The 23,335-nt window shown below is 65.9% G+C and carries 20 protein-coding genes, 1 pseudogene and 1 riboswitch; of the genes and pseudogenes, 10 read left to right on the top strand and 11 right to left on the bottom strand.

All coding sequences use genetic code 11. The annotated features are described in order from the left end of the window. Positions 1-122 (top strand): annotated as a pseudogene (locus GL279_RS16965) (IS5/IS1182 family transposase); the annotation flags it as partial. 1 nt (position 123) lies between these two features. Here the strand turns inward: GL279_RS16965 and GL279_RS16960 are convergent. The 3 genes from GL279_RS16960 to GL279_RS16950 all read right to left on the bottom strand — a co-directional run bounded on the left by GL279_RS16960 (position 124) and on the right by GL279_RS16950 (position 3,137). After that, positions 124-948 carry a DUF885 family protein gene (locus GL279_RS16960; protein ID WP_155065812.1) on the bottom strand — a complete coding sequence of 275 codons (825 nt, stop codon included), beginning with the start codon at positions 946-948 and terminating at the stop codon, positions 124-126. 62 nt (positions 949-1,010) lie between these two features. Beyond that, positions 1,011-2,045 (bottom strand): metal-dependent hydrolase family protein, encoded by a 1,035-nt coding sequence (locus GL279_RS16955; protein WP_211371355.1) that lies wholly within the window; start codon positions 2,043-2,045, stop codon positions 1,011-1,013. A 213-nt stretch (positions 2,046-2,258) separates the two neighbouring features. Continuing rightward, a complete protein-coding gene (locus tag GL279_RS16950) occupies positions 2,259-3,137 on the bottom strand; it encodes a LysR substrate-binding domain-containing protein (protein WP_155065810.1) in 879 nt (292 codons plus the stop codon). 106 nt (positions 3,138-3,243) lie between these two features. Here GL279_RS16950 and choX point away from each other — a divergent pair, with 106 nt between their 5' ends. The 5 genes from choX (at position 3,244) to GL279_RS16925 (ending at position 11,386) form a co-directional block, all read left to right on the top strand. Then, the gene (choX, locus tag GL279_RS16945; RefSeq protein WP_155065809.1) at positions 3,244-4,194 is read left to right on the top strand and encodes a choline ABC transporter substrate-binding protein; all 951 of its coding nucleotides are present in this window, start codon (positions 3,244-3,246) and stop codon (positions 4,192-4,194) included. A gap of 14 nt (positions 4,195-4,208) precedes the next feature. Then, complete coding sequence (gene betC, locus GL279_RS16940) at positions 4,209-5,723, top strand: choline-sulfatase (RefSeq protein ID WP_155065808.1); 1,515 nt, start codon at positions 4,209-4,211, stop codon at positions 5,721-5,723. A gap of 125 nt (positions 5,724-5,848) precedes the next feature. Further along, complete coding sequence (locus GL279_RS16935; RefSeq protein WP_155065807.1) at positions 5,849-7,645, top strand: chloride channel protein; 1,797 nt, start codon at positions 5,849-5,851, stop codon at positions 7,643-7,645. Positions 7,646-7,707: 62 nt separating this feature from the next. After that, positions 7,708-7,827: riboswitch (TPP riboswitch) on the top strand. An 89-nt stretch (positions 7,828-7,916) separates the two neighbouring features. Next, positions 7,917-9,734, top strand: coding sequence for a phosphomethylpyrimidine synthase ThiC (gene thiC / locus GL279_RS16930; protein ID WP_155065806.1), 1,818 nt, complete (start codon positions 7,917-7,919; stop codon positions 9,732-9,734). Positions 9,735-10,240: 506 nt separating this feature from the next. Next, positions 10,241-11,386, top strand: a complete 1,146-nt coding sequence (locus GL279_RS16925) for a YncE family protein (RefSeq protein WP_246175368.1) — start codon at positions 10,241-10,243, stop codon at positions 11,384-11,386. Positions 11,387-11,467: 81 nt separating this feature from the next. On the opposite strand, the gene aqpZ is transcribed toward GL279_RS16925, so the two are convergent. The 6 genes from aqpZ to GL279_RS16900 form a co-directional block, all read right to left on the bottom strand. Beyond that, positions 11,468-12,154 (bottom strand): aquaporin Z, encoded by a 687-nt coding sequence (gene aqpZ, locus GL279_RS16920; RefSeq protein WP_155065805.1) that lies wholly within the window; start codon positions 12,152-12,154, stop codon positions 11,468-11,470. Between the two features lie 212 nt (positions 12,155-12,366). After that, complete coding sequence (locus GL279_RS19175) at positions 12,367-12,519, bottom strand: hypothetical protein (RefSeq protein WP_170294010.1); 153 nt, start codon at positions 12,517-12,519, stop codon at positions 12,367-12,369. Between the two features lie 132 nt (positions 12,520-12,651). Next, on the bottom strand, positions 12,652-14,169 hold the full coding sequence (locus tag GL279_RS16915; protein ID WP_155065804.1) for a tripartite tricarboxylate transporter permease: 1,518 nt from the start codon (positions 14,167-14,169) through the stop codon (positions 12,652-12,654). A gap of 3 nt (positions 14,170-14,172) precedes the next feature. Then, a complete protein-coding gene (locus tag GL279_RS16910; protein WP_155065803.1) occupies positions 14,173-14,664 on the bottom strand; it encodes a tripartite tricarboxylate transporter TctB family protein in 492 nt (163 codons plus the stop codon). After that, entirely contained in the window at positions 14,661-15,602 is a 942-nt protein-coding gene (locus tag GL279_RS16905; protein WP_155065802.1) for a Bug family tripartite tricarboxylate transporter substrate binding protein, read from the bottom strand. The genes GL279_RS16910 and GL279_RS16905 overlap by 4 nt, the downstream gene beginning before the upstream one ends. A gap of 205 nt (positions 15,603-15,807) precedes the next feature. Continuing rightward, positions 15,808-16,878 carry an ABC transporter substrate-binding protein gene (locus GL279_RS16900; protein WP_155065801.1) on the bottom strand — a complete coding sequence of 357 codons (1,071 nt, stop codon included), beginning with the start codon at positions 16,876-16,878 and terminating at the stop codon, positions 15,808-15,810. A gap of 113 nt (positions 16,879-16,991) precedes the next feature. Here GL279_RS16900 and GL279_RS16895 point away from each other — a divergent pair, with 113 nt between their 5' ends. The 4 genes from GL279_RS16895 (at position 16,992) to GL279_RS16880 (ending at position 21,423) form a co-directional block, all read left to right on the top strand. Then, entirely contained in the window at positions 16,992-17,663 is a 672-nt protein-coding gene (locus GL279_RS16895; RefSeq protein WP_155065800.1) for a response regulator transcription factor, read from the top strand. Then, the gene (locus tag GL279_RS16890) at positions 17,660-19,075 is read left to right on the top strand and encodes a sensor histidine kinase (RefSeq protein ID WP_343039840.1); all 1,416 of its coding nucleotides are present in this window, start codon (positions 17,660-17,662) and stop codon (positions 19,073-19,075) included. The genes GL279_RS16895 and GL279_RS16890 overlap by 4 nt, the downstream gene beginning before the upstream one ends. A 151-nt stretch (positions 19,076-19,226) precedes the next feature. Then, positions 19,227-20,318, top strand: a complete 1,092-nt coding sequence (locus GL279_RS16885; RefSeq protein WP_155065799.1) for a DUF475 domain-containing protein — start codon at positions 19,227-19,229, stop codon at positions 20,316-20,318. A gap of 94 nt (positions 20,319-20,412) precedes the next feature. Then, positions 20,413-21,423: a hypothetical protein gene (locus tag GL279_RS16880; RefSeq protein WP_246175367.1), complete on the top strand. Its 1,011-nt coding sequence runs from the start codon at positions 20,413-20,415 to the stop codon at positions 21,421-21,423. Between the two features lie 282 nt (positions 21,424-21,705). Here GL279_RS16880 and GL279_RS16875 read toward each other — a convergent pair whose 3' ends face one another. After that, entirely contained in the window at positions 21,706-22,542 is an 837-nt protein-coding gene (locus GL279_RS16875; protein WP_155065798.1) for an alpha/beta fold hydrolase, read from the bottom strand. Next, positions 22,542-23,330 carry an enoyl-ACP reductase FabI gene (locus GL279_RS16870; protein ID WP_155065797.1) on the bottom strand — a complete coding sequence of 263 codons (789 nt, stop codon included), beginning with the start codon at positions 23,328-23,330 and terminating at the stop codon, positions 22,542-22,544. The genes GL279_RS16875 and GL279_RS16870 overlap by 1 nt, the downstream gene beginning before the upstream one ends. Positions 23,331-23,335 lie beyond the last annotated feature (5 nt).

The following is a 23,335-nucleotide window of genomic DNA, read 5'->3' as shown; positions in this document are numbered from 1 at the left end:
GCTTCAGCAAACTGAAAAACAGCCGCCGGCTGGCAACCCGCTACGACAAAACCGCAGACAGTTTCCTCGGCTTCGTAGACGTCGCCTGCATCAGGCTCTGGCTCCGCCATTTGTCAACATGACCTAGGGCGCGGCCGTGGGCGCATAGCTGGCTTCCAGCCACTCGGCCAATTCGCCATAGCTGCGGTTGGCGGCGGTGGCCGCCTCTGCGAGCGGCGCTGCCAGAGTGCCGCCGCCATAGCGGTTTACGAAAGTCGTGAACCAACCCTGCTTGGCCCAGCCCCGGCACTGTTTCGCAACCGCGAGCGTCATCGAGCGCGGCGCCATGAGATTTCGCGCCATGCCGTATTCCAGGCTCTCGCGATACCCCGCAATTCCCGTCGGCACAGCGCGCAACCGTTCGAGGATCCGGCCCCAGTCATTATTGACGGCTTCCGGCTCAAGCGGCACTTCGCCCCCGGTGGCCTGGGACATCATTTCGAATGAGGTCAAAAGCAATGCTGGCGGGCCGATGAAGACATGAGTGCTCATCTTGCGGTATTGCTCTCCGGCGTCATAACCGGCGAGGATCGAGTTCGCCGTATCCTCCACAAACCCGGCGCCAAGCCTTTCCTTGTGGTTGGCGGCTGGAGTTGAGGTCAGGGCGCCAAGCGTATCGCGCATGAGCGTGGCGACCGCCTCGCTACCCGCAGGCGACCAGTCGGTTACCGCAACTCCGCTGCGATCAAGGCCAAAGACCCGCCCGGTCAGTGTCGGATTCAGCCTGATGTAACTTTCGACGAAGCTGTCGCATATGCCCGTTACGGTCGAACCGGATGTCGCGCTATCCACCTGCGCAAGCGCCGGCAAAGGCAGGCTTGTCGCCAAGGCAGCACCGACACCGCTTGCGGTGCATCGCAAGAACGCGCGACGGCTGAGAAGGCCATCGTCGCCGCAGAACACACACATCTTTGCTCTCCTTTTCGCCGCTCACGACGGCAGTGCGGGGCGGCAGATTTCGGCGGATGTCGTCAGGCCAGCGTATTTTTGTAGATGCGACCGTCTTTCATGATCAGCTTCAGATTTTTGTCCGGATCGGCGACCAGCTGAATGTCGGCGATGGGATCGCCGTCGATCAGAAGGATGTCGGCATAGGCACCGGCCTCGATCACGCCGATCTTGCCTGGGTAAGGATTGCGCGGGCCGGACATCGCCAGCAATTCGGCATTCACGCTTGTGGCTGTCGTCAGCACCTCGCCCGGTGAATACCAACGCACCATCTTGGCGAGCTGCTTGCCCTGCTTGCTGGCCAGGTTGCGGTCGAACAGCGTGTCAGTGCCCCAGGCTGTCTTGAGCTTGTATTTCTTTGCAAGGCCGTAGGCTGTATCGGTGCCGGCCGACATCTCAAGCTGCTTGGCCCGGCTGGCGGAACCCTCTGGAAAGGGGATCGCGTCCTCGTCATCAAGGAAGGGCTGGGTGCTCAGCCAGATGTCCTTGTCAGCGATAATCTTTGCGGTTTCGTCGTCCATGAGTTGTCCGTGGTCGATGCAGCGGACGCCGCCACGGATCGCCGTCTGAATGGCTCGCGGTGTATAGGCATGGACGGTGACATAGGTGCCCCAGTTGTCGGCAGCACTGACGGCGGCGCGGAATTCCTCCTCGGTGAACTGCGAGACGTCCAGCGGGTCGTAGTTCGAGGACACGCCGCCACCGGCCGCCAGCTTGAGCTGGCTTGCCCCGAGCATCAGTTGCTCGCGAGCGCGCTTCAGCACTTGATCCGCTCCGTCGGCAATGGCTCCGCCACCCAGCGCATCGCCATGGCTCAATGGCGCATTGAGCGCCGAGGGAACCTCGTAAGGCATGCGATAGTCGCCATGCCCGCCGGTCTGCGAAATCATCGCGCCACAGGGCCATATGCGCGGGCCGGCGGTGATCCCCGAATCGATCGCCCGTTTAAGCCCGAAGCTCGGGCCGGCGAGGTCACGCACCGACGTGAAGCCGCGCATCAGGGTGCGTTCGGCCTCTTCAGCGGCGGCAAGGTTGATGTAGCCGACATCTGCCGTCATCAGATCGTTTCCGCTGCAGGCGCTGTCCCGGGCGACCTTACAAGAGAGGAGGTGTTCGGAACTATCCAGATCCCGCATCATTTGAAGCGGTCGAGAGAAAATACGCTTATCCTATCCGGCTTGATGCACAGCTTTGTGCTGATGATGTTCGTTTCGGCCGGGCTGGTTACCCCGTCCAGATGGCGTGCCCTGCGGCAGCGCCTGTCCCTCGGCCTAGCTTCCCGGCGCGCGGTGGATGGCCAGCAGCCACGAATGCAGGCAATCGGTGGCCGCGTTGCGTGGGATGCCGTGCAGCATGTGATAGCCGCGGCCGGGGGCGGTCAGTTCGGGGCCGACGGCCTTCAGCCGGCCGCTCAGCAGCAACGGGTCGATCAGGCCGCGCCAGCCCAAAGCCACGCCCTGTCCGGCCAGTGCCGCCTCGATCACCAGCGAATAGGTGTTGAAGCGCATGTTGCCGCGCAGGCGGTCCTGATCGTGGCGTGCCCCGGTCGCGGTCAGATAGCTTTGCCAGTCGAACCAGCGCAGCGGCTGCGGCCCGTCCAGATGGATCAGCTCGGCCGTGCCCAGATCGCGGGCGCCATAGCCCGGCGCGCAGACCGGGACGACGGTCTCGGGCATCAGAAGCACCGCCTCGGGGCCGAAGTCCGTGGCCGCGCCAAAGACCACGGCCGTATCTCCGGCGCGCAGCTGGCTCAGGTCGGTGTGCTGGGCCGCCACCACTTGCAGGTCGATCTCGGGGTGGGTGTCGCGGAATTCGTGAATGCGCGGGATCAGCCGCAGCCCCGAAAAGGCGTAATCGGTAAAGACCCGCAGCTCGTTCTTGCGCCCGGCCTCGCGCAGGCGCTGGGCCAGCTCGTCCACCTGCGCCACGCTGCGCGACAGGATGTCGTAAAGCCGCGCGCCGGCATCCGTGGGCTCGACGCCGCGATGGCGGCGGCGCAGCAGCGCCTGCCCGAATTCCTCTTCGGCGCGCCGGACCTGATAGCTGATCGCCGGTTGGGTCAGGTTCAGCAGTCGCGCCGCCTTGGACAGGCTGCCAGCCCGCACCACCTCGACGAAAACCCGGATCCAGCCTAGATCGACGTCGTGCATCGTAGCATCAAATTCCTTTATGCAAGATATGAAAAGAAACGGGCTGCACAGGCAGCTTATCATAAGCTACCATAAAGGGAACAACGGCATATGACAGGGCATCGACATGACATCAACGACCCCGTTCCGCGCCATTCTGGCGGCGTCCCTCATGGCAATTCCGGCGGGCGGCTGGGCTGACGAGGCCGCCAGCTGCGCAACGATCCGGCTTTCGGATCCCAGCTGGACCGACATCACCGCCACCAATGGCACGGCCTCGGTCGTGCTGGCGGCACTGGGCTACAAGCCAGACGTCAAGATGCTTTCGGTGCCCATCGGCTACCAGTCGATGAAGAACAAAGAAATTGACGTCTTTCTGGGCAACTGGATGCCGGCGCAGAACGCCTTCATCGAGGATCTGAAGTCGGCCGATGCCATTGAGGTCCTGAACAAGAACCTGACCGGGGCGAAATTCACCTTGGCCGTGCCCAGCTATATGGCTGAAAAGGGCGTGCGCGACTTTGCCGATCTGGCCGGCCATGCCGATGAATTCGGCAAGAAGATCTATGGCATCGAGCCGGGCGCACCGGCCAACCAGTCGATTGCCAAGATGATTTCGGATGGCAAGTTCGGCCTTGCCGATTGGGAGCTGGTCGAATCCGGCGAACAGGCGATGCTGGCGCAGGTCGCGCGCGAGGAAAAGGCCGGCAAGGGCATCGTCTTTCTGGCCTGGGCGCCGCATCCGATGAACGAGCAATACAAGATCGAATATCTCTCGGGCGGGGATGAATATTTCGGCCCCGATTACGGTGGCGCCGAGGTCTATACCCTGGCCCGCAAGGGCTGGCCCGAGCTTTGCCCGAACGCGGCCCGACTGTTCACGCAGATGACCTTTGATATCGGCATGGAAAACACGCTGATGGGCGAGATCCTTGCCGGCACCGATCCGCAGGAGGCCGCCCGCGGCTGGCTCAAGGCCAATCCCGAAAAACTGGCCCCCTGGCTTGACGGCGTGACCACGCTGGACGGCCAGCCCGGCGAACCCGCGGTCAAGGCCGCGCTTGGCATCAAAGGCTGAGACGACTTTCGAAAATGACGCGCCCGAATATCCTGATCCTGATGGTCGACCAGTTCAACGGAACCCTGTTCCCCGACGGGCCGGCCAGCTTTCTGCATGCGCCCCATCTGAAGGCTTTGGCGGAACGCTCGGTGCGTTTCGCCACCACCTATACCGCCAGCCCGCTCTGCGCCCCGGCTCGTGCCAGCTTCATGTCTGGCCAGTTGCCGCGCTGCACGCGGGTCTATGACAACGCGGCCGAATTCGCCTCGGACATTCCGACCTATGCCCACCACCTGCGCCGCGCCGGCTATCACACGGCGCTGTCGGGCAAGATGCATTTCGTCGGCCCCGACCAGCTGCATGGCTTTGAGGAGCGGCTGACCACCGACATCTATCCGGCCGATTTCGGCTGGACCCCCGATTACACAAAGCCGGGCGAGCGTATCGACTGGTGGTATCACAACCTCGGCTCGGTGACCGGGGCCGGCGTGGCCGAGATCACCAACCAGATGGAATATGACGACGAGGTCGCCTTTCACGCGGTGCATAAGCTTTATGACCTGTCGCGCCGTCAGGACGACCGGCCGTGGTGCCTGACCGTCAGCTTTACCCATCCGCATGATCCCTATGTCGCGCGCCGCCGCTTCTGGGATCTCTACGAGGATAGCCCGGCGCTGGAGCCCGAGGTGGGCGCCATCCCCTTTGAGGCGCAGGACAGCCATTCGCAGCGCCTGATGGAGGCCTGCGATTTCCGCAATTTCGACATCACCGCGCAGGATGTGCGCCGCGCGCGGCAGGGCTATTTCGCCAATATCTCCTATGTGGACGAAAAGATCGGCGAGATCCTCGACGTGCTCCGGCGCGGCCGGATGGACGAGGACACGATCGTGCTTTTCGTCTCGGATCACGGCGACATGCTGGGCGAGCGCGGGCTGTGGTTCAAGATGAGCTTCTATGAGGGCTCGGCGCGGGTGCCGCTGATGATTGCCGCGCCGGGATGGCAGCCGCAGCGCATCGACACGCCGGCCTCGACGCTGGACGTGGTACCGACGCTGGCGGCGCTGGCCGGGATCGACATCAGCAGTCTGGCGCGCTGGACCGATGGCGAGGATCTGACGCCGCTGGCCACCGGCACGGCCTCGCGCGGGCCGGTGCCGATGGAGTACGCGGCCGAGGGCACCGTTTCGCCTATGGTGGCGCTGCGCGAGGGCGACTGGAAACTGGCGCTTTGCGATGCCGATGCGCCGATGCTGTTCAATCTGGCCGAGGATCCGCATGAGCTGACCAATCTGGCCAGCGATCCTGCCCATGCCGGGGTGCTGGAGCGGATGCAGGCGCAGATGCTGGCGCGCTGGAACCTTGGCGCCTTTGACGCCGAGGTGCGCGAAAGTCAGGCGCGGCGCTGGGTCGTCTATGAGGCCCTGCGCAATGGCGCCTATTTCCCTTGGGATTACCAGCCGCTGCGCAAGGCGTCCGAGCGTTACATGCGCAACCACATGGACCTGAACGTGCTTGAAGAGAGCAAGCGCTATCCGCGGGGCGAATAGCCCCCGACACAAGCAAAGCCGCCGCGCATAGCCCCCGCCCATCGCGGCGGGGGTTTGCGGACATGGCCGGACGCCCGTTTCGCTGCCCCCATTTGCCGCCCCCTTTTGCCCCAAAGGCCGCACCGATGCCCCCTGTCCGCAAGCTTGCCCCGCGCCATCGCCTGCTGCCCTGGTTGCGCCGGATCAACGAGGCCCGCCGCCAGCTGCGCGACCAAGAGGCGATGCTGGTCATCCTGTCGACCGGGCTGGGCGCGGTGGTCGGTCTGGCGGTCTCGGGGCTGCATATGCTGCTGCTGGCGGCGCAGGGGCTGCTGTTCCGCCTGCCCAGCGGCGGCGCGCTCAGCGGGCTGGATGCAATTCCGTCCTGGCCCTATCTGCTGGTCCCGGCGGTCGGCGGGTTGGTGCTGGGGGTCTGGGCACTGCTGGCGCAGCGCATCCGCCCCGCCGAGATTGTCGACCCGATCGAGGCCAACGCGCTTTACGGCGGCAAGATGTCGCTTTGGGATTCGCTGCGTCTTGCATGGCTGACGCTGCTGTCGAACCTGTCGGGCGCCTCGGTCGGGATGGAGGCGGGTTACAGCCAGCTGGGCGCCAGCCTGTTTTCCGCCGTGGCCCAGCCGTTTCGCCTGCGGCGCGAGGACAAGCGCTGCCTGACATCGGCCGGGGCGGCGGCGGCCATTGCCGCCGCCTTCAATGCGCCACTCGCCGGCGCCTTTTACGGGTTCGAGCTGGTGCACGGATCCTATGCCCCCCGAAACATCGCCATCATCGGCGCGGCGGTGATCTCGGGCACGCTGGCGCGGCGCGCGGTCGAGCCGCATGGCTCGCTGTTCGAGCTGCCGCAGGTGGCGGTGCTGCCCGACTATCTGCTGCCGCTCTTTATCGTCATCGGCCTGCTGGCGGCATTGACCGGGACGGCGACGATGCGCCTTGTCTCGGTTTTCGAGCGCATGTTCCAAAAGACGCGGCTGCCGGTCTGGGCGCGGCCTGCCGCCGGTGGGCTGATCCTTGGCGGCATGGCGCTGACCAGCCCGCAGATCCTTGGCAGCGGCCATGACGCGATTCAGGGCCATATCAGCCAAAGCTGGGGGCTGTCTGCGGTGGCGCTGCTGCTGGCGGGCAAGCTGCTCGCCTCGGCCCTGTCGCTGGGGGCGGGGTTTCGGGGCGGGCTGTTCAGCTCGTCGCTGTTTCTGGGCTGCCTGCTGGGCGCGTTGATCGTGCAGCTGCTGACGCCGCTCCTGCCCGGCATGGCCGAGGTCCGCATTCCCGCCATGCTGGCCGGCATGGCCGCCGTCGGTGCCGCGATCACCGGGGCGCCGCTGACCATGGTCTTCCTCGTGCTGGAGATCACCGGCAATTTCGCCTTTACGCTGGGCGTGCTGACCAGCGCCTTTATCGCCGCGACCGTGGTGCGGCTGACCTTTGGCTATTCCTTCTCGACCTGGCGCTTTCATCTGCGCGGCATCCCGCTGCTGGGGGCGCATGACGTGGGTTGGGTGCGCGAGCTGACGGCGGGGCGGATGATGCGCGGCGACATCCGCCGGGTGCCGCTGCACCAGACCATCGCGCATCTGCGGCAGGAAATCCCCCTGGGCAGCCGCAAATACGCCTTCGCCGTGGACGACACCGGGCGCTATGCCGGCATCATCGACATGGCGACGGTGCACGATCCCGAGATTTCCGATCTGGCCGATGTGCTGGTGGCCGCCGATTGCGTCATCGGCCCTGAGGCGCGGGTGTTCCGGCAGGACAATATTCAGGCGGTGCTGGACCAGTTCTCGCGCACGCAGCTTGAAATCCTGCCGGTGCTGGACGGACCGGGCACCATGCGCGTCATCGGCTCGCTGACCGAGGCCTATTGCCTGAAACGCTATGCGCAGGAACTCGACAGCCGCCGCAGCGACGAGATCGGCGCGCCCTGACGCGGGCCCATGGGGCAGGGCGCGCGGCGCGTTGACAAGCCCGCGCATTTCCCGCAACATTTCCTTCTCACCAGGGGGGTTCCGTCAAGGAGCTGAGATACTGCTGGGCCGCAAGGCAGCGCAGGGACCCTATGAACCTGATCCAGTTCATACTGGCGTAGGGACGGTGTCGATGCGCTGGCGGGCCCCTGCGGTGGTCCTGTCCCTGCGCATCAATTCCCCCCCTTCCAGCATGCTGGGTCTCCGATGCTTGCAAGGCAAGGAGCCTGACATGACAGACCTACCCATCCCCAGCGTGACCACCGGGCCGCTGCCCGCCTCGACCAAGGTGTTCAAGCCCGGCGTCCTGCATCCCGACCTGCGGGTGCCGATGCGCGAGATTGCCTTGCACCCCAGTGCCGGCGAGCCGGCGGTGACCGTCTATGACAGTTCTGGCCCCTATACCGCCGAAGGGGCGCAGATCTTGATCGAGCAGGGCCTGCCGCGCCTGCGCGCGCCCTGGCTTGCCGCCCGCGCCGATACCGAGGCCTATGAGGGTCGCCATGTGCAGCCCGCCGACAACGGCTTTGTCTCGGCCGACCGGCTGACGCCCGAATATCCGACGCGCCACCGCCCGTTGCGGGCGCAGGGCGGCCGCGCGGTCAGCCAGATCGCCTATGCCCGCGCCGGCATCATCACCCCCGAGATGGAATTCGTCGCCATCCGCGAAAATCTGGGCCGCGCGGCCATGCGCGAGCGCATGGCGCGGGACGGTGAAAGCTTTGGCGCGGCGGTGCCCGATTTCGTCACCCCCGAATTCGTGCGCAATGAGGTGGCGCGCGGCCGTGCCGTCATCCCCGCCAATATCAACCACCCCGAGCTGGAGCCCATGGCCATCGGGCGGAATTTCCTGGTCAAGATCAACGCCAATATTGGCAATTCCGCCGTGACCTCGTCGATGGCCGAAGAGGTGGAAAAGATGGTCTGGGCGATCCGCTGGGGCGCCGATACGGTGATGGACCTGTCCACCGGGCGCAATATCCACAACATCCGCGAATGGATCATCCGCAATTCGCCGGTGCCGATCGGCACGGTGCCGATCTATCAGGCGCTGGAAAAGGTCGGCGGCATCGCCGAGGACCTGACATGGGAGATCTTTCGCGACACGCTGATCGAACAGGCCGAGCAGGGGGTGGATTATTTCACCATCCATGCCGGGGTGCGGCTGCGCCACATCCCTCTGACCGTGGACCGCGTGACCGGCATCGTCAGCCGGGGCGGCTCGATCATGGCCAAATGGTGCCTGCATCACCACCGCGAAAGCTTTCTCTATGAGCATTTCGAGGAAATCTGCCAGATCGCGCGGGCCTATGACGTGGCCTTCAGCCTTGGCGACGGGCTGCGGCCGGGGTCGATCGCCGATGCCAATGACGCCGCCCAGTTTGCCGAGCTGGAGACGCTGGGCGAGCTGACCCGGATCGCATGGCGCCATGACTGTCAGGTGATGATCGAGGGCCCCGGCCATGTGCCGATGCACAAGATCAAGGAGAACATGGACAAGCAGCTGGAGATCTGCGGCGAGGCGCCTTTTTACACGCTGGGGCCGCTGACCACCGATATCGCGCCGGGCTATGATCATATCACCTCGGGCATCGGCGCGGCGATGATCGGTTGGTTCGGCACGGCGATGCTGTGCTATGTCACGCCCAAAGAGCATCTGGGCCTGCCCGACCGCGACGACGTCAAGACCGGCGTCATCACCTACAAGATCGCCGCCCATGCCGCCGATCTGGCCAAGGGTCATCCTGCCGCCAGGCTGCGCGACGACGCCCTGTCGCGCGCCCGCTTCGAGTTCCGGTGGGAGGATCAGTTCAACCTGTCTCTGGACCCTGACACCGCCCGGTCCTTCCACGACCAGACCCTGCCCAAGGAGGCGCACAAGCTGGCGCATTTCTGTTCGATGTGCGGGCCCAAGTTCTGCTCGATGAAGATCAGTCAGGACATTCGCGACGAGGCGCGGGCACAGGCCGGGATGAGCGACATGGCCGCGAAATACCGCGAGGGCGGCGATCTTTACATGCCGATGCCCGAGGACGCCCCCGCCTCGTAGGGCGCATGCCTGTGGGCCTTGGCCTGGAACCGGAACCGGGACCGGCGCGGGGGGATCCTCCGCGCCGGTTGGCGGGCGGGGCTGACTGACCATCAAGCGCGAAGCCTCGAAAGCCGCGCCACCACGTCCAGCGACAGTCCCTGCGCCTTGCGCGCATCGCGCAGCGAATTGGCCAGTTTGTGGCGGATGTCGGTCGCGCTCTCCAACTGCGGGGCCGTTTGGGTTGGACATGTTGGTCGTGGGCTTAGGGCAGGGCTGTCGGCGCCTGGCCGCGCCCGTCGGGCTGTCGCGCCGAATCCTGATAATTTCAATATGGTATTGTGCTGACGGACCGCTCTGCCTAGACAGGCGGCAATCCGGCCAGGCCCAAACCCCGCTGATCCCCATCGACAGGCCCAGACCGTGACGTTGCACCGCCATTTTCCGACGCATCCCTGCCGGGGGCAATGCCGCCGCCCGGTCGCGCGCGCCTGCCGGCCATCCCCAGCTTTCAAAAGGAGAACCAGATGATCATGAAACCATTCCGCACGTCGCTGACCGCCGTGGCGCTGGTGCTGGTCCAGCCGCTGTCGCTGGCCGGTGGCGCGTGGGCGCAAGAGCTGATGACGCCGGCGGAGTATGCCGGTGCGGCGCTGCGTCAGGACGCGATCCACGGCGCCTATGAACTGCTGGACGCCCCCGAGCTGGGGTTGGTCTTTGTCGCCTCGGCGCCCAGTTTCGAGCCGGGCGCCTCGGGGGCGGTCTATGCGCTGGATCGCGATGATCTCAGCATCAAACGCCGGATCCAGCTGCCGCGCCGGGCCTTTGCGCTGGCCATGGACCACGACAGCGGCCGGCTTTACGTCGGCAATACGCTGGATGGGGCCGTGACCGTGATCGACGCGCAAAGCGGGGTGATCACCGGTCAGGCGCAGCTGGGCCAGAAGCATGGCGAGGGCTTCGAGCACAGCCGCATGGTCGCAGTCGACCCCAAGACGCACCAGATCTATGTCACCAGCCCGACCGAAAAGGGCGCGCTGTGGATCATGGACCCGCAGACCGGCGCGCTGGGCAAGCGGGTCGACAACTCGGGCCTGTGGTCGGCGGGGCTGGCCATCGACAGCGACAAGGGCCGCGTCTATGTCGGCGGCGGCGGTATCGAAGAGATCGGCGTCTTTGACGCGGCCTCGGGCGAACAGGTGGCGCGGTTCTCGACCGGTGACACCACCAGCGCCGGCAAGGACGATTCCAAACATTTCTTTGTCAACCTTGCGCTGGATGCCAAGGGCGGGCGGTTGTTTGCGGCGGATGCCAGCAGCGAGCAGGTGTATGTGTTCGACACCGCAAGCGGCAAGGTCACCGGCAAGGTCGAGACCGGGCCGGGCACGCTGGACGTCGCCTATAACCCTGCGCGGGACGAAATCTATGTCACCACGCGCGGCGTCAGCCGCGAAGACACCAAGGGCACCGGCAAGCTGATGGTGATCGACGGCAAGGACCTGACGGTGCGCCGCGCGCTGTCGCTGCCGGTCCATCCCAACAGTCTGGAAGTCAGTCAGGACGGCAAGCTGCTGTTCGTGACCGTCAAGGTGCCGCATGACGAGGCGCACCCGGATTTCTACAAGGATCAGGTGGATTCGGTGGTGCGGTTCGACCTGTCGCGGCTGGACTGAGCCGCGCCATCGCGCCCTGCATCGAAAAAAGGCCCCGCAGATGGCGGGGCCTTTCCTGTTCTTGCGAGGGGGGCCGTGGGCTTAGTCGTGCTCGCCCACCACGTTCCAGACCAGCGCGCCGATGATCGCGCCCAGAATCGGGGCGACCCAGAACAGCCACAGCTGTTCGATGGCCCAGCCGCCGGCGAACAGCGCCTGGCTGGTCGAGCGGGCCGGGTTGACCGAGGTATTGGTCACCGGGATCGAGATCAGGTGGATCAGGGTCAGCGCCAGACCGATGGCCAGCGGCGCAAAGCCCTTGGGCACGCGGCCATGGGTCGAACCCAGAATCACGATCAGGAAGAAGGCGGTCAGGATGGTCTCGATCAGGAAGGCCGAGGTCATCGAATAGCCGCCCGGCGAATGTTCGCCATAGCCGTTCGAGGCAAAGCCGCCCAGATCGACGCCGGCCTTGCCGGTGGCGATGACGTAAAGCGCCCCGGCGGCCAGAATGGCGCCGGCCAGTTGCGCGATGACATAGGGGATCAGGTGCGAGGCCGGCAGGCGCCCGCCCACCACCAGCCCGACCGAAACCGCCGGGTTGAAATGACCACCCGAGATGCCACCCACGGCATAGGCCATGGTGACGACCGTCAGGCCAAAGGCCAGGGCCACGCCGTAAAATCCGATGCCCAGTTCGGGAAAGGCGGCGGCCAGAACCGCGCTGCCACAGCCGCCAAACACCAACCAGAAGGTCCCAAGCAACTCGGAAGCGAGCTGCTTCTGCATTTTCTGCTCCAAACGTCATTTGACTATTAACGCCGCCATTCGTGACGCGAGTGGCGGTGGGCGAACTATTTAACAGGACGTTTTCAGGCGAAACAGGAAAAAGTGTGTTGACGCAATTCGTTTGCCGATTGTGGGGCGCGGGTCGCATGAAAAAGCCGCCCGATCCCCAAGGATGCGGACGGCTGTGATGGCCAGTGCCGGCCTGCCGGCAATCAGAGATGGATCGCCCGGAAGGCTGCGGGCGAGATGCCGAGCCGGTCGAGGTCGCGGGCGGCGGGGGTGCGGTGCATGTCGGCGGCGGCGGCGGCATGGATGGCGGCACGGAAGGTGCCGAACAGCGATTGGATGAAGCGGAAAGCGGTCATGGCCTTGCCTGTCTGTCCCGTGGTTTCGATACCCCGGAGATGGAGCCGAACCCGCGCCTGGACAACGCCGCCAATGGTCAAACCCGCCATGCCGCGGGGGCATGGCGGGGCTTTCGGGCCGCGAATTGCAGCCTAGTCCTCATCGCCGGCCAGCTGGGCCAGCACCTCGCCCTTGCCGCGCGCGCGCAGGATCAGCGGCACGATCAGCGCCAGTGCCGCCAAGGCCAGCAGCGTCGCTGCGATGGGCGAGCTTGCCAGATAGGTCCAGTCGCCCTGGCTGATCGACAGCGCCCGGCGCAGCTGCTGTTCGGCCATCGGACCAAGGATCAGACCGACGACGATCGGCGCGATCGGATAGCCGTAAAGCCGCATGACATAGCCCAGCACGCCAAAGCCCAGCAGCATCCCCAGTTCAAAGGTCGAGGGGTTGGCGCCGATGGTGCCCAGCGTCGCAAACAGCAGGATGCCCGCGTAAAGCCATGGTTTCGGCACCCGCAGCAGTTTCACCCACAGCCCGATCAGCGGCAGGTTCAGCACCAGCAGCATGGCATTCGCGATCAGCAGGCTGGCGATCAGCCCCCAGACCAGCGTCGGGTTGGTGGCAAACAGCAGCGGCCCCGGTTGCAGGCCGAATTGCTGAAAGCCTGCCAGCATGATCGCCGCCGTGGCCGAGGTCGGCAGACCCAGCGTCAGCAGCGGCACCAGCGTTCCGGCGGCCGAGGCGTTGTTGGCGGCCTCGGGACCGGCGACGCCCTCGATGGCGCCATTGCCGAATTCCTCGGGATGCTTGGTCAGCTTCTTTTCGGCGGCGTAGCTCAGGAAGGTGCCGATCTCGGCCCCGCCAGCCGGCATCGCGCCGATGGGAAAGCCGATGAGCGTGCCGCGCAGCCATGGCTTCCACGACCGCGCCCAGTCCTGCCGGTTCATCCAGACCGAGCCCTTGACCGCCAGCACCGAATCGTCGTGCTGGTTGCGCGCGCCGGCAATGGCCAGCGCCTCGCCAATGGCGAACATGGCGACGGCCATGGTGGTGACTTCGATCCCGTCCAGAAGCTCGGGCTGGCCAAAGGACAGGCGCGCTTGCCCGGTCAACTGGTCGATGCCGACGCAGGCCAGCGCCAGCCCCAGAAACAGCGAGGTCAGCCCGCGCAGTGCCGAATCGCCGAAGGCCGCCGAGACGGTGACAAAGGCCAGCATCATCAGGGCGAAATATTCACGCGGGCCAAAGACCAGCGCGACCTTGACGATGGTGGGCGCAAGGAAGGCCAGCAGCAGCGTGGCGATCAGCCCCGCGACGAATGACCCGATGGCGGCGGTGGCAAGCGCGGGGCCGCCGCGCCCCTTGCGGGCCATCTTGTTGCCTTCCAGCGCGGTGATGATGGACGCGCTTTCGCCGGGTGTGTTGAGTAGGATCGAGGTGGTCGATCCGCCATACATGCCGCCATAATAGATGCCGGCGAACATGATGAGCGAGCCTGCGGCATCCAGCCGGTAGGTGACCGGCAGCAGCAGCGCCACGGTCAGCGCCGGGCCGATGCCGGGCAGCACGCCCACGGCGGTGCCCAGCGTCACCCCGATCAGCGCATACAGCAGCATCATCGGATCGGCGGCGGTGACGAGGCCCTGCATCAGGAAATCGAATGCGCTCATGGCCTAACCCTTGGCAAAGATCAGATGCTCCAGCGGCCCGGCGGGCAGATGCAGCATGAGAAGTTGCGAAAACACCACCCAGACCAAAAACGAGACGACGATGCCGATGGGCAGCGTCATGGCCAGATTGGTCTTGCCAAAGGCGCGGGCGGTGCAGGCAAACAGGATCCCGGTCGCGACCGAGAAACCGGCGAAATGCAAGAGCAGCATTTGCAGCGCCAGCCCGGCGACGATCCACAGCACCGGGGCCGGGTTCTGCGCCGGGCGTTCGGGAAAGTCCCCGCGCAGCGCCGCAACGGCGGTCCAGCCGGCCAGACCCAGCAGGCAGATCGCGACGACGCGCGGAATGGTGGCGGGGCCGACGCCGGAATAGCCGCCCAGATCGGCCAGCCGGGCGCTGTCCCACAGCATGACCCCGGCGACGACGGCCAGAAAGGCCGCGATGATCAGGGCCGCCAGATCGCGGCGGCCCCCCGTGTCAGGTGACTGGCTCATTTGACCAGACCGATGTCCTTGAGGATGACGGCGGTGTCGGCCTCATCCTTGGCAAGTTGCTCGTCAAAGGCCGGCCCGGCAAGGAAGGTGTCCATCCAGCCCTTGTCGGCCAGTTGCTTCTTCCATGCCTCGGATTTCGCCATCTTTTCGATGTCGCCGGTGATCTTGGCCTTTTGTTCGTCCGAAAGGCCGGGGGCAGCGGCGACCATGCGCCAGTTCTGCAGGTTGATATTCAGCCCCGCCTCTTTCAGCGTCGGCGCGTCAACGCCCTCGATACGTTCGGGCGCCGAAACGGCGAGCAGGCGCAGGGTGCCGGCCTTGACCTGAGCCTCGAACTCGCCCAGCGAGCTGACGCCCGCCGTGACCTGATTGCCAAGGATCGCGGCCAGAGCTTCGCCACCACCGGAATAGGCGATGTAGTTGATCTTGGTCGGATCGACATCGGCCGCCTTGGCGATCATGCCGACCGCGATATGGTCGGTGCCGCCGGCCGAGCCGCCGGCCCAGCTGACCGCGCCCGGATTGGCCTTCAGCGCGTCGATCAGGCCCTTGATGTCCTTGATGTCCGAGGCGGCGGGCACGACCACGGCCTCGTATTCGCCGGTCAGCCGGGCGATCGGGGTCACGTCCTTCAGGGTGACGGGGGCCTTGTTGGTCAGGATGGCGCCGACCATGACATAGCCGCCGACGATCAGCGCATCGGGGTTGCCCTTGTTCTGGCTGGCGAATTGCGCAAGCCCGATGGTGCCGCCGGCGCCGGGCACGTTCTGGACCTGCACCGATTTCGAGATGCCTTCCTCTTGCAGGACGGATTGCATGGTGCGCGCAGTCTGGTCCCAGCCGCCGCCGGGGTTGGCGGGCGCGATGATGGTGTAATCGGCCATGGCGGGCAGAGCCATGGCGCCGGCAAACAGGCTGGCGAGAACGAGATGTTTCATGACATTCCTCCGCTGGCGCCGGTGTCGCCGCTGGGGCCCGGTCGCTGCTGTCTTTTGTGTTCGATCAGAACCCGCGCCCTCTCCCAAAGGCGGGGGATTCCCTCCCGAGCCCAGGAAGGGCCCTGTCAGAGTTCAATCATGCGAACCTGTCATAGACCTGACATTTTGCGAAAAAAGCATGGCTGCCATGATGTGACGTCAGGGGTCATTTGCCGGCAAGGGCGTCGTTCCAGCGCGCCAGCAGCCGCGCCCGCGTCGCCTGATCCAGATAGGCCAGCAGGCCGGGGCTGACCAGCACGGGTTTCAGACGCAGCCCAGCCAGATCCTCCATCCCGCCCGCCGGCGAGGGCCGGCCCGCAACCTCCAGGCTGACGGCCGACAGCCGCAGCGTGCGCGACAGCAGGGCCTGGCCCTCGGGCGACATCAGCATGGCCAGAAAGCCCGCGCCCAGTTCGGGCGCGCGCGCGCCGGCCGGGACCAGTCCGACGCGGGACACGACCACGGTAAAGTCGCGCGGCAGGATCAGCCCGATCGAGGGGTGGCTGCGCGCCCAGTCGGCGGCGTAAGAGCCCAGCAGGTTGTATCCCAGCGCCAGCCGCCCGTCGGCGATCCGTTCCAGCAGCGCGCCGCTAGTCGGGAATTGCTGCACGCCCGCCCGGCCCATGGCCGTGACCACCTGCCAGATGCCGGGGTAAAGTTCCTGATCCCGCGCCAGAAACAGATACCCCACGCCCGAGCGCGACACGTCATAGGTGCCGATCCGGCCTTGCGCCTGATCGGGATGTTCGGCCATCCAGCGCATCAGATCGGCACGGGTCGCAGGCGGCGGATGATCGCGAAAGCTGGGCTTGTGATAGGCAAAGACCGCCGGCTCATAGGTCAGCGCATAGGCGGTGTCGCGCCAATTCGCCCAGTCGGGCCAATCAGCGGTGTCGGGGGTGACGACGGGCCGGGCATAGCCGTCATTGGCCAGCTTGACCTGCAGGTCCATGGCCGAGGAAAAAGCAAAATCCGCCGTGCCGGTCCCGGCCTCGGTCTCGGCCACGATGCGGTCGTGCAGCGCGCCGGTCAGCATGTCCTCGTAACGCACGGCAATGTCGGGATGAGCCTGCTGAAAGGCCAGCACCAGCGGGCGGGCCAGTTCCTGATCCAGCGAGGAATAGATCGTCAGCACCCCCGCCTGCCGCTGGCCCGGCGCGGGAAACAGGGTCAGCTCTGCCCGCGCCATGGCCGGCAGCATCAGGATCAGGGTGGTCAACAGGACAGCCAGACGCATGGCTGATGATTGCCGCAGCCGGCCGCTTTCGCAAGCCGCCCCATCGGACGGCTTAGCCCGTCGCGGTTCACAAGCGGCGCGGCTGCGTCTACTGTCGCGGGCAGGGGGAATTCATGCGCATCCTGCTGGTCGAGGACAATCTTTCGCTGGCCGAGGGGCTTTTGGCCCTGCTGCGGCAATCGGGACATGCGGTGGACGTGGTCCATGACGGCGCTTCGGCCGATGCGCTGGCGGCGGCGGAAAGCTTTGATCTGGTGATCCTTGACCTGAACCTGCCGCAGATGGACGGGCTGGAGGTGCTGCGCGCCATGCGTGCCCGGCGCAACCCGGCGGCGGTGATGATCCTGACCGCGCGCGGCACCCCCGAGGAACGCGTACGTGGGCTGGATCTGGGCGCGGACGATTACCTGATCAAACCCTTTGACATCGGCGAATTCGAGGCGCGCATCCGCTCGCTTCTGCGGCGGCAGGCAGGGTTGCGCACGGCGACCGTCAGCTATGGCCGCCTGACCTATGACCAGAACGGGCGCAGCTTTTCGGTGGGCGATCAGCCGTTGGACCTGCCCGCGCGCGAACGCGGCCTGCTGGAATTGCTGATCACCCGCGCCGGCAAGGTGGTGGCGCGCGACAGCATCGTGCAAAGCCTGACCTCGCTTGAGGATGACCTGTCGCCCAATGCCATCGAGCAATATGTCAGCCGGTTGCGCAAGCGGCTGGCGGGGGCGGGGCTGACCATCCGCACCGCGCGCGGCATCGGTTATTTCCTCGACCGGGCCGATCCGTGAGAGCCGGGCGGCCGTTCTCGATCCGCCGCCGGTTGCTGGCATGGCTTTTGGTGGCAACGGCGGTTCTGGGCGCGCTGGCCTTGGTCGATACATGGCGCGAGGCGCAGCGCATGGCGACCGCACTGGCCGACAGGGTGCTGTCGGGCTCGGCTTTGGTGATCGCCGAACGCGCCTCGCTGGATCAGGCCGGCCGCATCGCCATTGCCATCCCCTATGGCGCGCTGGAGATGCTGAGCTCGGCCGCCGAGGATCGCGTATTCTACCGCGTGGATGGGCCGCCGGGCCAGATGGTGACGGGCTATGCCGATCTGCCGGTGGCGCGGGCGGTGCAGGGAGGCGATCCGGCTTTTGCCGATGACCTGTTCCGGGGCGAGCCGGTGCGTGTGGCCAGCATCGCCCGCGCCGCCTCCACCGGGATCGACGAGGTGCCCTTTACCGTCACTGTGGCCGAAACCACCAATGCCCGCCAGCAGCTGACCCGCGCCATCCTGATGCGTTCGGCACTGCGCTTGCTGATGATGATGCTGGGCGCCGGGCTGATCGTCTGGCTGGCCGTCACCCTGTCGCTGCGGCCACTGCGCCGGCTGGGCGAGGCCATCGCCACGCGCAGCTCGGACGATCTGAGCCCGGTCGAGACCCCGGTGCCATCCGAGGTGCGCGGGCTGGTCGCCACCATCAACCTGTTCATGTCGCGGCTGAAATCGGCGCTGGACGGGCTGCGCAACTTTACCGGCAATGCCGGGCATCAGCTGCGCACGCCGCTGGCCGTGGTGCGCACGCAGCTGGCGCTGGCCGGGCGCGCGACCTCGCTGGCCGAGGCGCGGGCCGCCGCGCGCAAGGGCGATGTCGCCGTCGCCCATGCCGAGCGCATTCTGGCGCAGCTTCTGCTGCTGGCCCGCGTCGATGCCGCGGCGGGGGCGGCGCCGGGGCGGCTGGAACTGGCGGGCTTTGCGCGCGATCTGACCGCCGAACATGTCCCCGCCGCCGCCGAGGCCGGGATCGACCTTGGCTTTGAGGGGCAGGGGCCGCTGCATATCCGCGCCGAGGCCTTGCTGTTGGGCGAGGCGCTGCACAACCTGATCTCGAACGCGATCCTGCACACCGGGCGCGGCACGCTGGTCACGGTGCGGGTGGCGCGTGACGGTGATTCGGCGCTGATCGCGGTCGAGGATGATGGCCCCGGCATCCCCGAGGCGGCGCTGCCGCGCGCCGTCAGCCGTTTCGCCCGTGGCACCAGCGCCGCGCCCGGCATGGGGCTGGGCCTGCCGGTCGTCGATGAAATCGCACGGCTTTTCGGCGGGCAGGTGGTGCTGAACCCCGGTCCGGGCGGGCGCGGCCTGTCGGTCGAGCTGCGTTTTGCGCTGGCCATAGATGCGGGCGATGCGGCACCGGGCCGGGCCCTGCGCGCATAACAGGCTTGCAATTGCCGCCTGAAATCGCCATCTTGGCGGGCATTCGCGTTTTCGTGAACACAGTTTGGTGTCCGGGCCCCTCTGGCGCATGTGGCGGCACATGCGTGATGTCGGCATCGATCTTTGACCAGCCGCCTGGACTTGTTCTTACATGCAGCAAGGAAACAACCGTGTCGCGGGGGCATCCGCGAATGGTGCCCGTCCCTCGACCCTCAGCTACTTCAAATGGGCATTCGTCGTCACCTTCCTGGGCCTCGCGCTAGGCACCTTTCTGGGATGGGAGATGACCCGGACCGTCGGCGGCACGCTGACGATCTTTTTCATCTGTGCAGTTCTGGCAGTGCTGGAAATCTCGCTCAGCTTCGACAACGCCATCGTCAACGCCAACAAGCTGAAAGAGATGACGCCGCAATGGCAGCATCGCTTTCTGACTTGGGGCATCGTCATCGCCGTTTTTGGCATGCGGATCGTGTTCCCGCTGCTGATCGTGGTCATCGCGGCCAATATCGGCCCGTGGCAGGCGCTGGTGCTGGCCGCGACCCAGCCCGAGCAATATTCCGAGATCATGAAATCGGCGCATCTGCCGATCGCGGCCTTTGGCGGCACCTTCCTGATGATGGTCGGGCTGTCGTTCTTTTTCGACCATGAAAAGGACGTGCACTGGGTCAAGTGGCTGGAAGACAAGATGAGCCGCTATGCCACCATCCGGGGCATCGAGGTCGCCATCGTGCTGATCACCGTGCTGATCTTCTCGCGCTTTCTGGGGCCGGTGGAATCGCAGGTGTTCTTCAGCTCGGCGATCTGGGGCCTGCTGACCTTCCTGCTGGTCGAGATCATGGGCGGGCTGCTGGACAGCAGCCAACAGACGCTGCAGGCCGGTGCCAAGGGCGGTCTGGGCGCGTTCCTTTACCTCGAAGTTCTGGACGCGTCCTTCAGCTTTGACGGGGTGATCGGGGCCTTTGCGCTGACGCATAACCTGTTCGTCATCGCCATCGGTCTGGGCATCGGCGCCATGTATGTGCGTTCGATGACGATCATGCTGGTCGAACGCGGCACGCTGGCCGAATACCGCTTTCTGGAGCACGGCGCCTTTTATGCGATCATCGCGCTGTCGGTCATCATGTTCGTGCAGCCGCTGGTCCATATTCCCGAGGTCGTCACCGGCCTTGGCGGGGCGACGCTGATCGGGATCTCGCTCTGGTCCTCGATCCGCTGGAACCGGCACAACCCGTCCCACGACTAAAGCCGCGACGCGCCGCCCCACCGGGGCGGCCGTCCACCCATGGGGTCGGTGCGACGACCATGCCGGCCCCTTCGTCCTGATAAGGGGTTTTTTCATGCGTTATCTGGTTCCGATCCTTATCGTGCTGGCCGCGGGGCTAAGCTTTTGGCTGGCGCTGCGCTGGCGCGGTGCGGCGCTGCCCCGGCTGGGGCTTGGCGTGCTGGGGCTGGCGATCCTTGCCGGCGGTTACTGGCAATTGCGCCCCGATCCGCTGCCGCCGCAGGATGACGGCGCCGATGTCCGGGCGCTTTACGGCCAAAGCCGGCTGCTGCCCGACCGCCCGCTGCGGGTCTATCAGCTGGGCCACAGTCTGGTCGGCCGCGACATGCCGGCAATGCTGGCGCAGCTGGCCGGGCATGATTATGCGCTGGAACTGGGCTGGGGCGCCTCGCTGCGCGACCATTTTCAGGGGCCGCAGGCCATCGCCGGCTTTGCGCAGGAAAATGACACCCCGTTCTATCGCGACGCGCATGAGGCGCTGGCCTCGGGGCAATATGATGCCTTCGTCATGACCGAAATGGTCCGGCTGAGCGATGCGCTACGTTATATGGAAAGCACCGATTACGCCGGGAAATGGGCGGCCGAGGCGGTCCGGGGCACGCCGCAGATCCAGCTGTTTCTGTATGAAAGCTGGCACGGGCTGGACGATCAGCCCGACTGGCTGGCGCGCATTCCGGGCGATCTGGACCGGATGTGGAGCCAGCTTTTGTGGTCGGCGGCGCGGGCGGCGGACCGGCCCGTCTGGCTGATCCCGGTGGGGCAGGTCATGGCCGCCGTCGTCACCGAGGCCGAAGCCAAGGGCATCGCCGAGCTGACCGGGCGCGAGCAATTGTTCGCCCGCCAGCCTGACGGCCAACTGGACCCGATCCATCCGGGCGATCTGGGGAATTACCTGTCGGCGTTGGTGCATTACGCCGTGCTTTACGGCAAAAGCCCGGTCGGTCTGCCGGCCGAGCTGCTGCGCGCGGATGGCTCGGCCGCCGTGGCACCGTCGCCGGCGCTGGCGCGGCGGTTGCAGGAAATCACCTGGCAGGTGGTCAGCAGCCAGCCGCTGACCGGGCTCTAGCGGTTCGGGGCGCGGGGCGGATCACGGGGCCGTGACCGCTTTGGGGAACCAAATCCCCATGGCAGGATTTGTCCTTGCAACGACGCGGTATGCCACCGCGCGAATGGGAGAAATCGCCATGAAACATCTCAGCGCCGCAGTCCTGATCGTAACACTCCTGACCGTTGCCGCCTGCGGGAAGAATGCGACCGAACGGGCGGCGACCGGGGGGATTGGCGGGGCCGTGATTGCCGGGCCGGTCGGTGCCGTCGCCGGGGCCACGGTCGGGGCCGCGACCGCTCGTTAGGCGATCAGGCGCAACCAGTCGCGGATCGCGGACAGGGCCTCGGCCTCGTCCAGAAACGGGATATGGCCCCGGTTCGGCACCTCGGCAAAGACCATGTCGGGCCGGCGGCGGCGCATCTCGGCCGCCGTTTCCGGCGACAGAAGGTCAGAGTTCGCCCCCCGGATCAGCGCCAAAGGCAGGCCCGCCGCAAGGTCGAACAGCGGCCACAGGTCGATCTCGGGGCCCTCGAAGGCGGCAAGGAACGACTCGCGCAGCGCCGGATCATAGTTGTTGCGCAGCCCTTGCTCGGTTTCGACGGAATGGCGCTGCGCCTCTTGCAGCCAGCGGCTTTCGGGTACATTGGCAAATTCCGGCATGGCGTTCGGCAGCTTGCGCGCCAGATCGGCGTGATCGCGCGCTGCCGGGTTGCGGCCGACGTAATCCTTGATCCGGGCAAGGCCGGCGTGGTTCAGCGCCGGTCCGACATCGTTCAGGCACAGGCCCCGCAGACGCGCCCGCGCCACCGCGACCAGATACATGCCGATCATGCCGCCGCGCGAGGTGCCCAGCACCGCCGCGCTATCAAGGCCAAGGTGATCCAGCAGCTCCAGCGCATCCTGCGCTTCGCGCGGGACGGTGTAGCTGTCGGAGCCGGTCCGGTCCGAGCCGCCGCGCCCGCGATAATCAAGCCGGATCAGCCGGACGCCTTCGGGGTAAAGCGCGGATAGATGCGGCGCCAGATAGTCGAAATCCGTGCCATTCCGGGTCAGGCCCGAAAGCGCCAGCAGCGGCAGGCCCTCGCCCTCATCACGATAGGCAAGGCGGGCGCCGTCGCTGGCTGCGAAGTATTTCATCACAGGTTTTCCGACTGCGGCATGCCAAGGACGTGATAGCCGCCATCGACCAACACGGTTTCGCCCGTGGTGCAGGCGCCCCAGTCCGAGCAGAGCCAGACGGCGGTGCCGCCGATCGCCTCCAGCGTGGCATTGGCGCGCAGGGGGGCATTGGCCTCGGTATGGCGGAAGGTCTTGCGCGCGCCGCCAATCGCCGCGCCGGCCAGCGTCTTCATCGGCCCGGGGCTGATTGCGTTGACGCGGATGCCGTCGGGGCCAAGGTCATTGGCCAGATAGCGCACCGCCGATTCCAGCGCCGCCTTGGCTACGCCCATCACGTTGTAGAACGGCGTCACCCGGTTCGAGCCGGCATAGGTCAGTGTCAGGATCGTGCCGCCCTCGGTCATCAGCGGATGCGCGCGGCGTGCCACGTCGATCAGCGAATAGCAGGAAATTGTCAGCGAATTCTTGAAGTTCTCGCGCGTCGTATTGATGAAGCGGCCGGTCAGTTCGTTCTTGTCGGAATAGGCAATGGCATGGACGACGAAATCCAGCTTGCCCCAGCGTTCGCCGATCTTGGCAAAGGCCGCGTCCAGCGAGGCGTCGTCATTCACATCGACATCAACCAGAAAATCCGAACCAAGGCTGGCTGCCAGCGGCTCGACCCGCTTGCCGAAAGCATCGCCCTGATAGGAAAAGGCCAGCTCTGCGCCCTGATCGGCCAGCGCCTTGGCGATGCCCCAGGCGATAGAGCGGTCATTCGCGACCCCCATGACGAGACCGCGTTTGCCCTTCATCAAATCAGACATTGTTC

It is taken from the genome of Paracoccus limosus (genome assembly GCF_009711185.1).
In the GTDB taxonomy this organism is placed as follows: Bacteria; Pseudomonadota; Alphaproteobacteria; order Rhodobacterales; family Rhodobacteraceae; genus Paracoccus; species Paracoccus limosus.
Note: the sequence above shows the minus strand (reverse complement) of the source record. Positions and strands in the feature narration are given on the sequence as shown.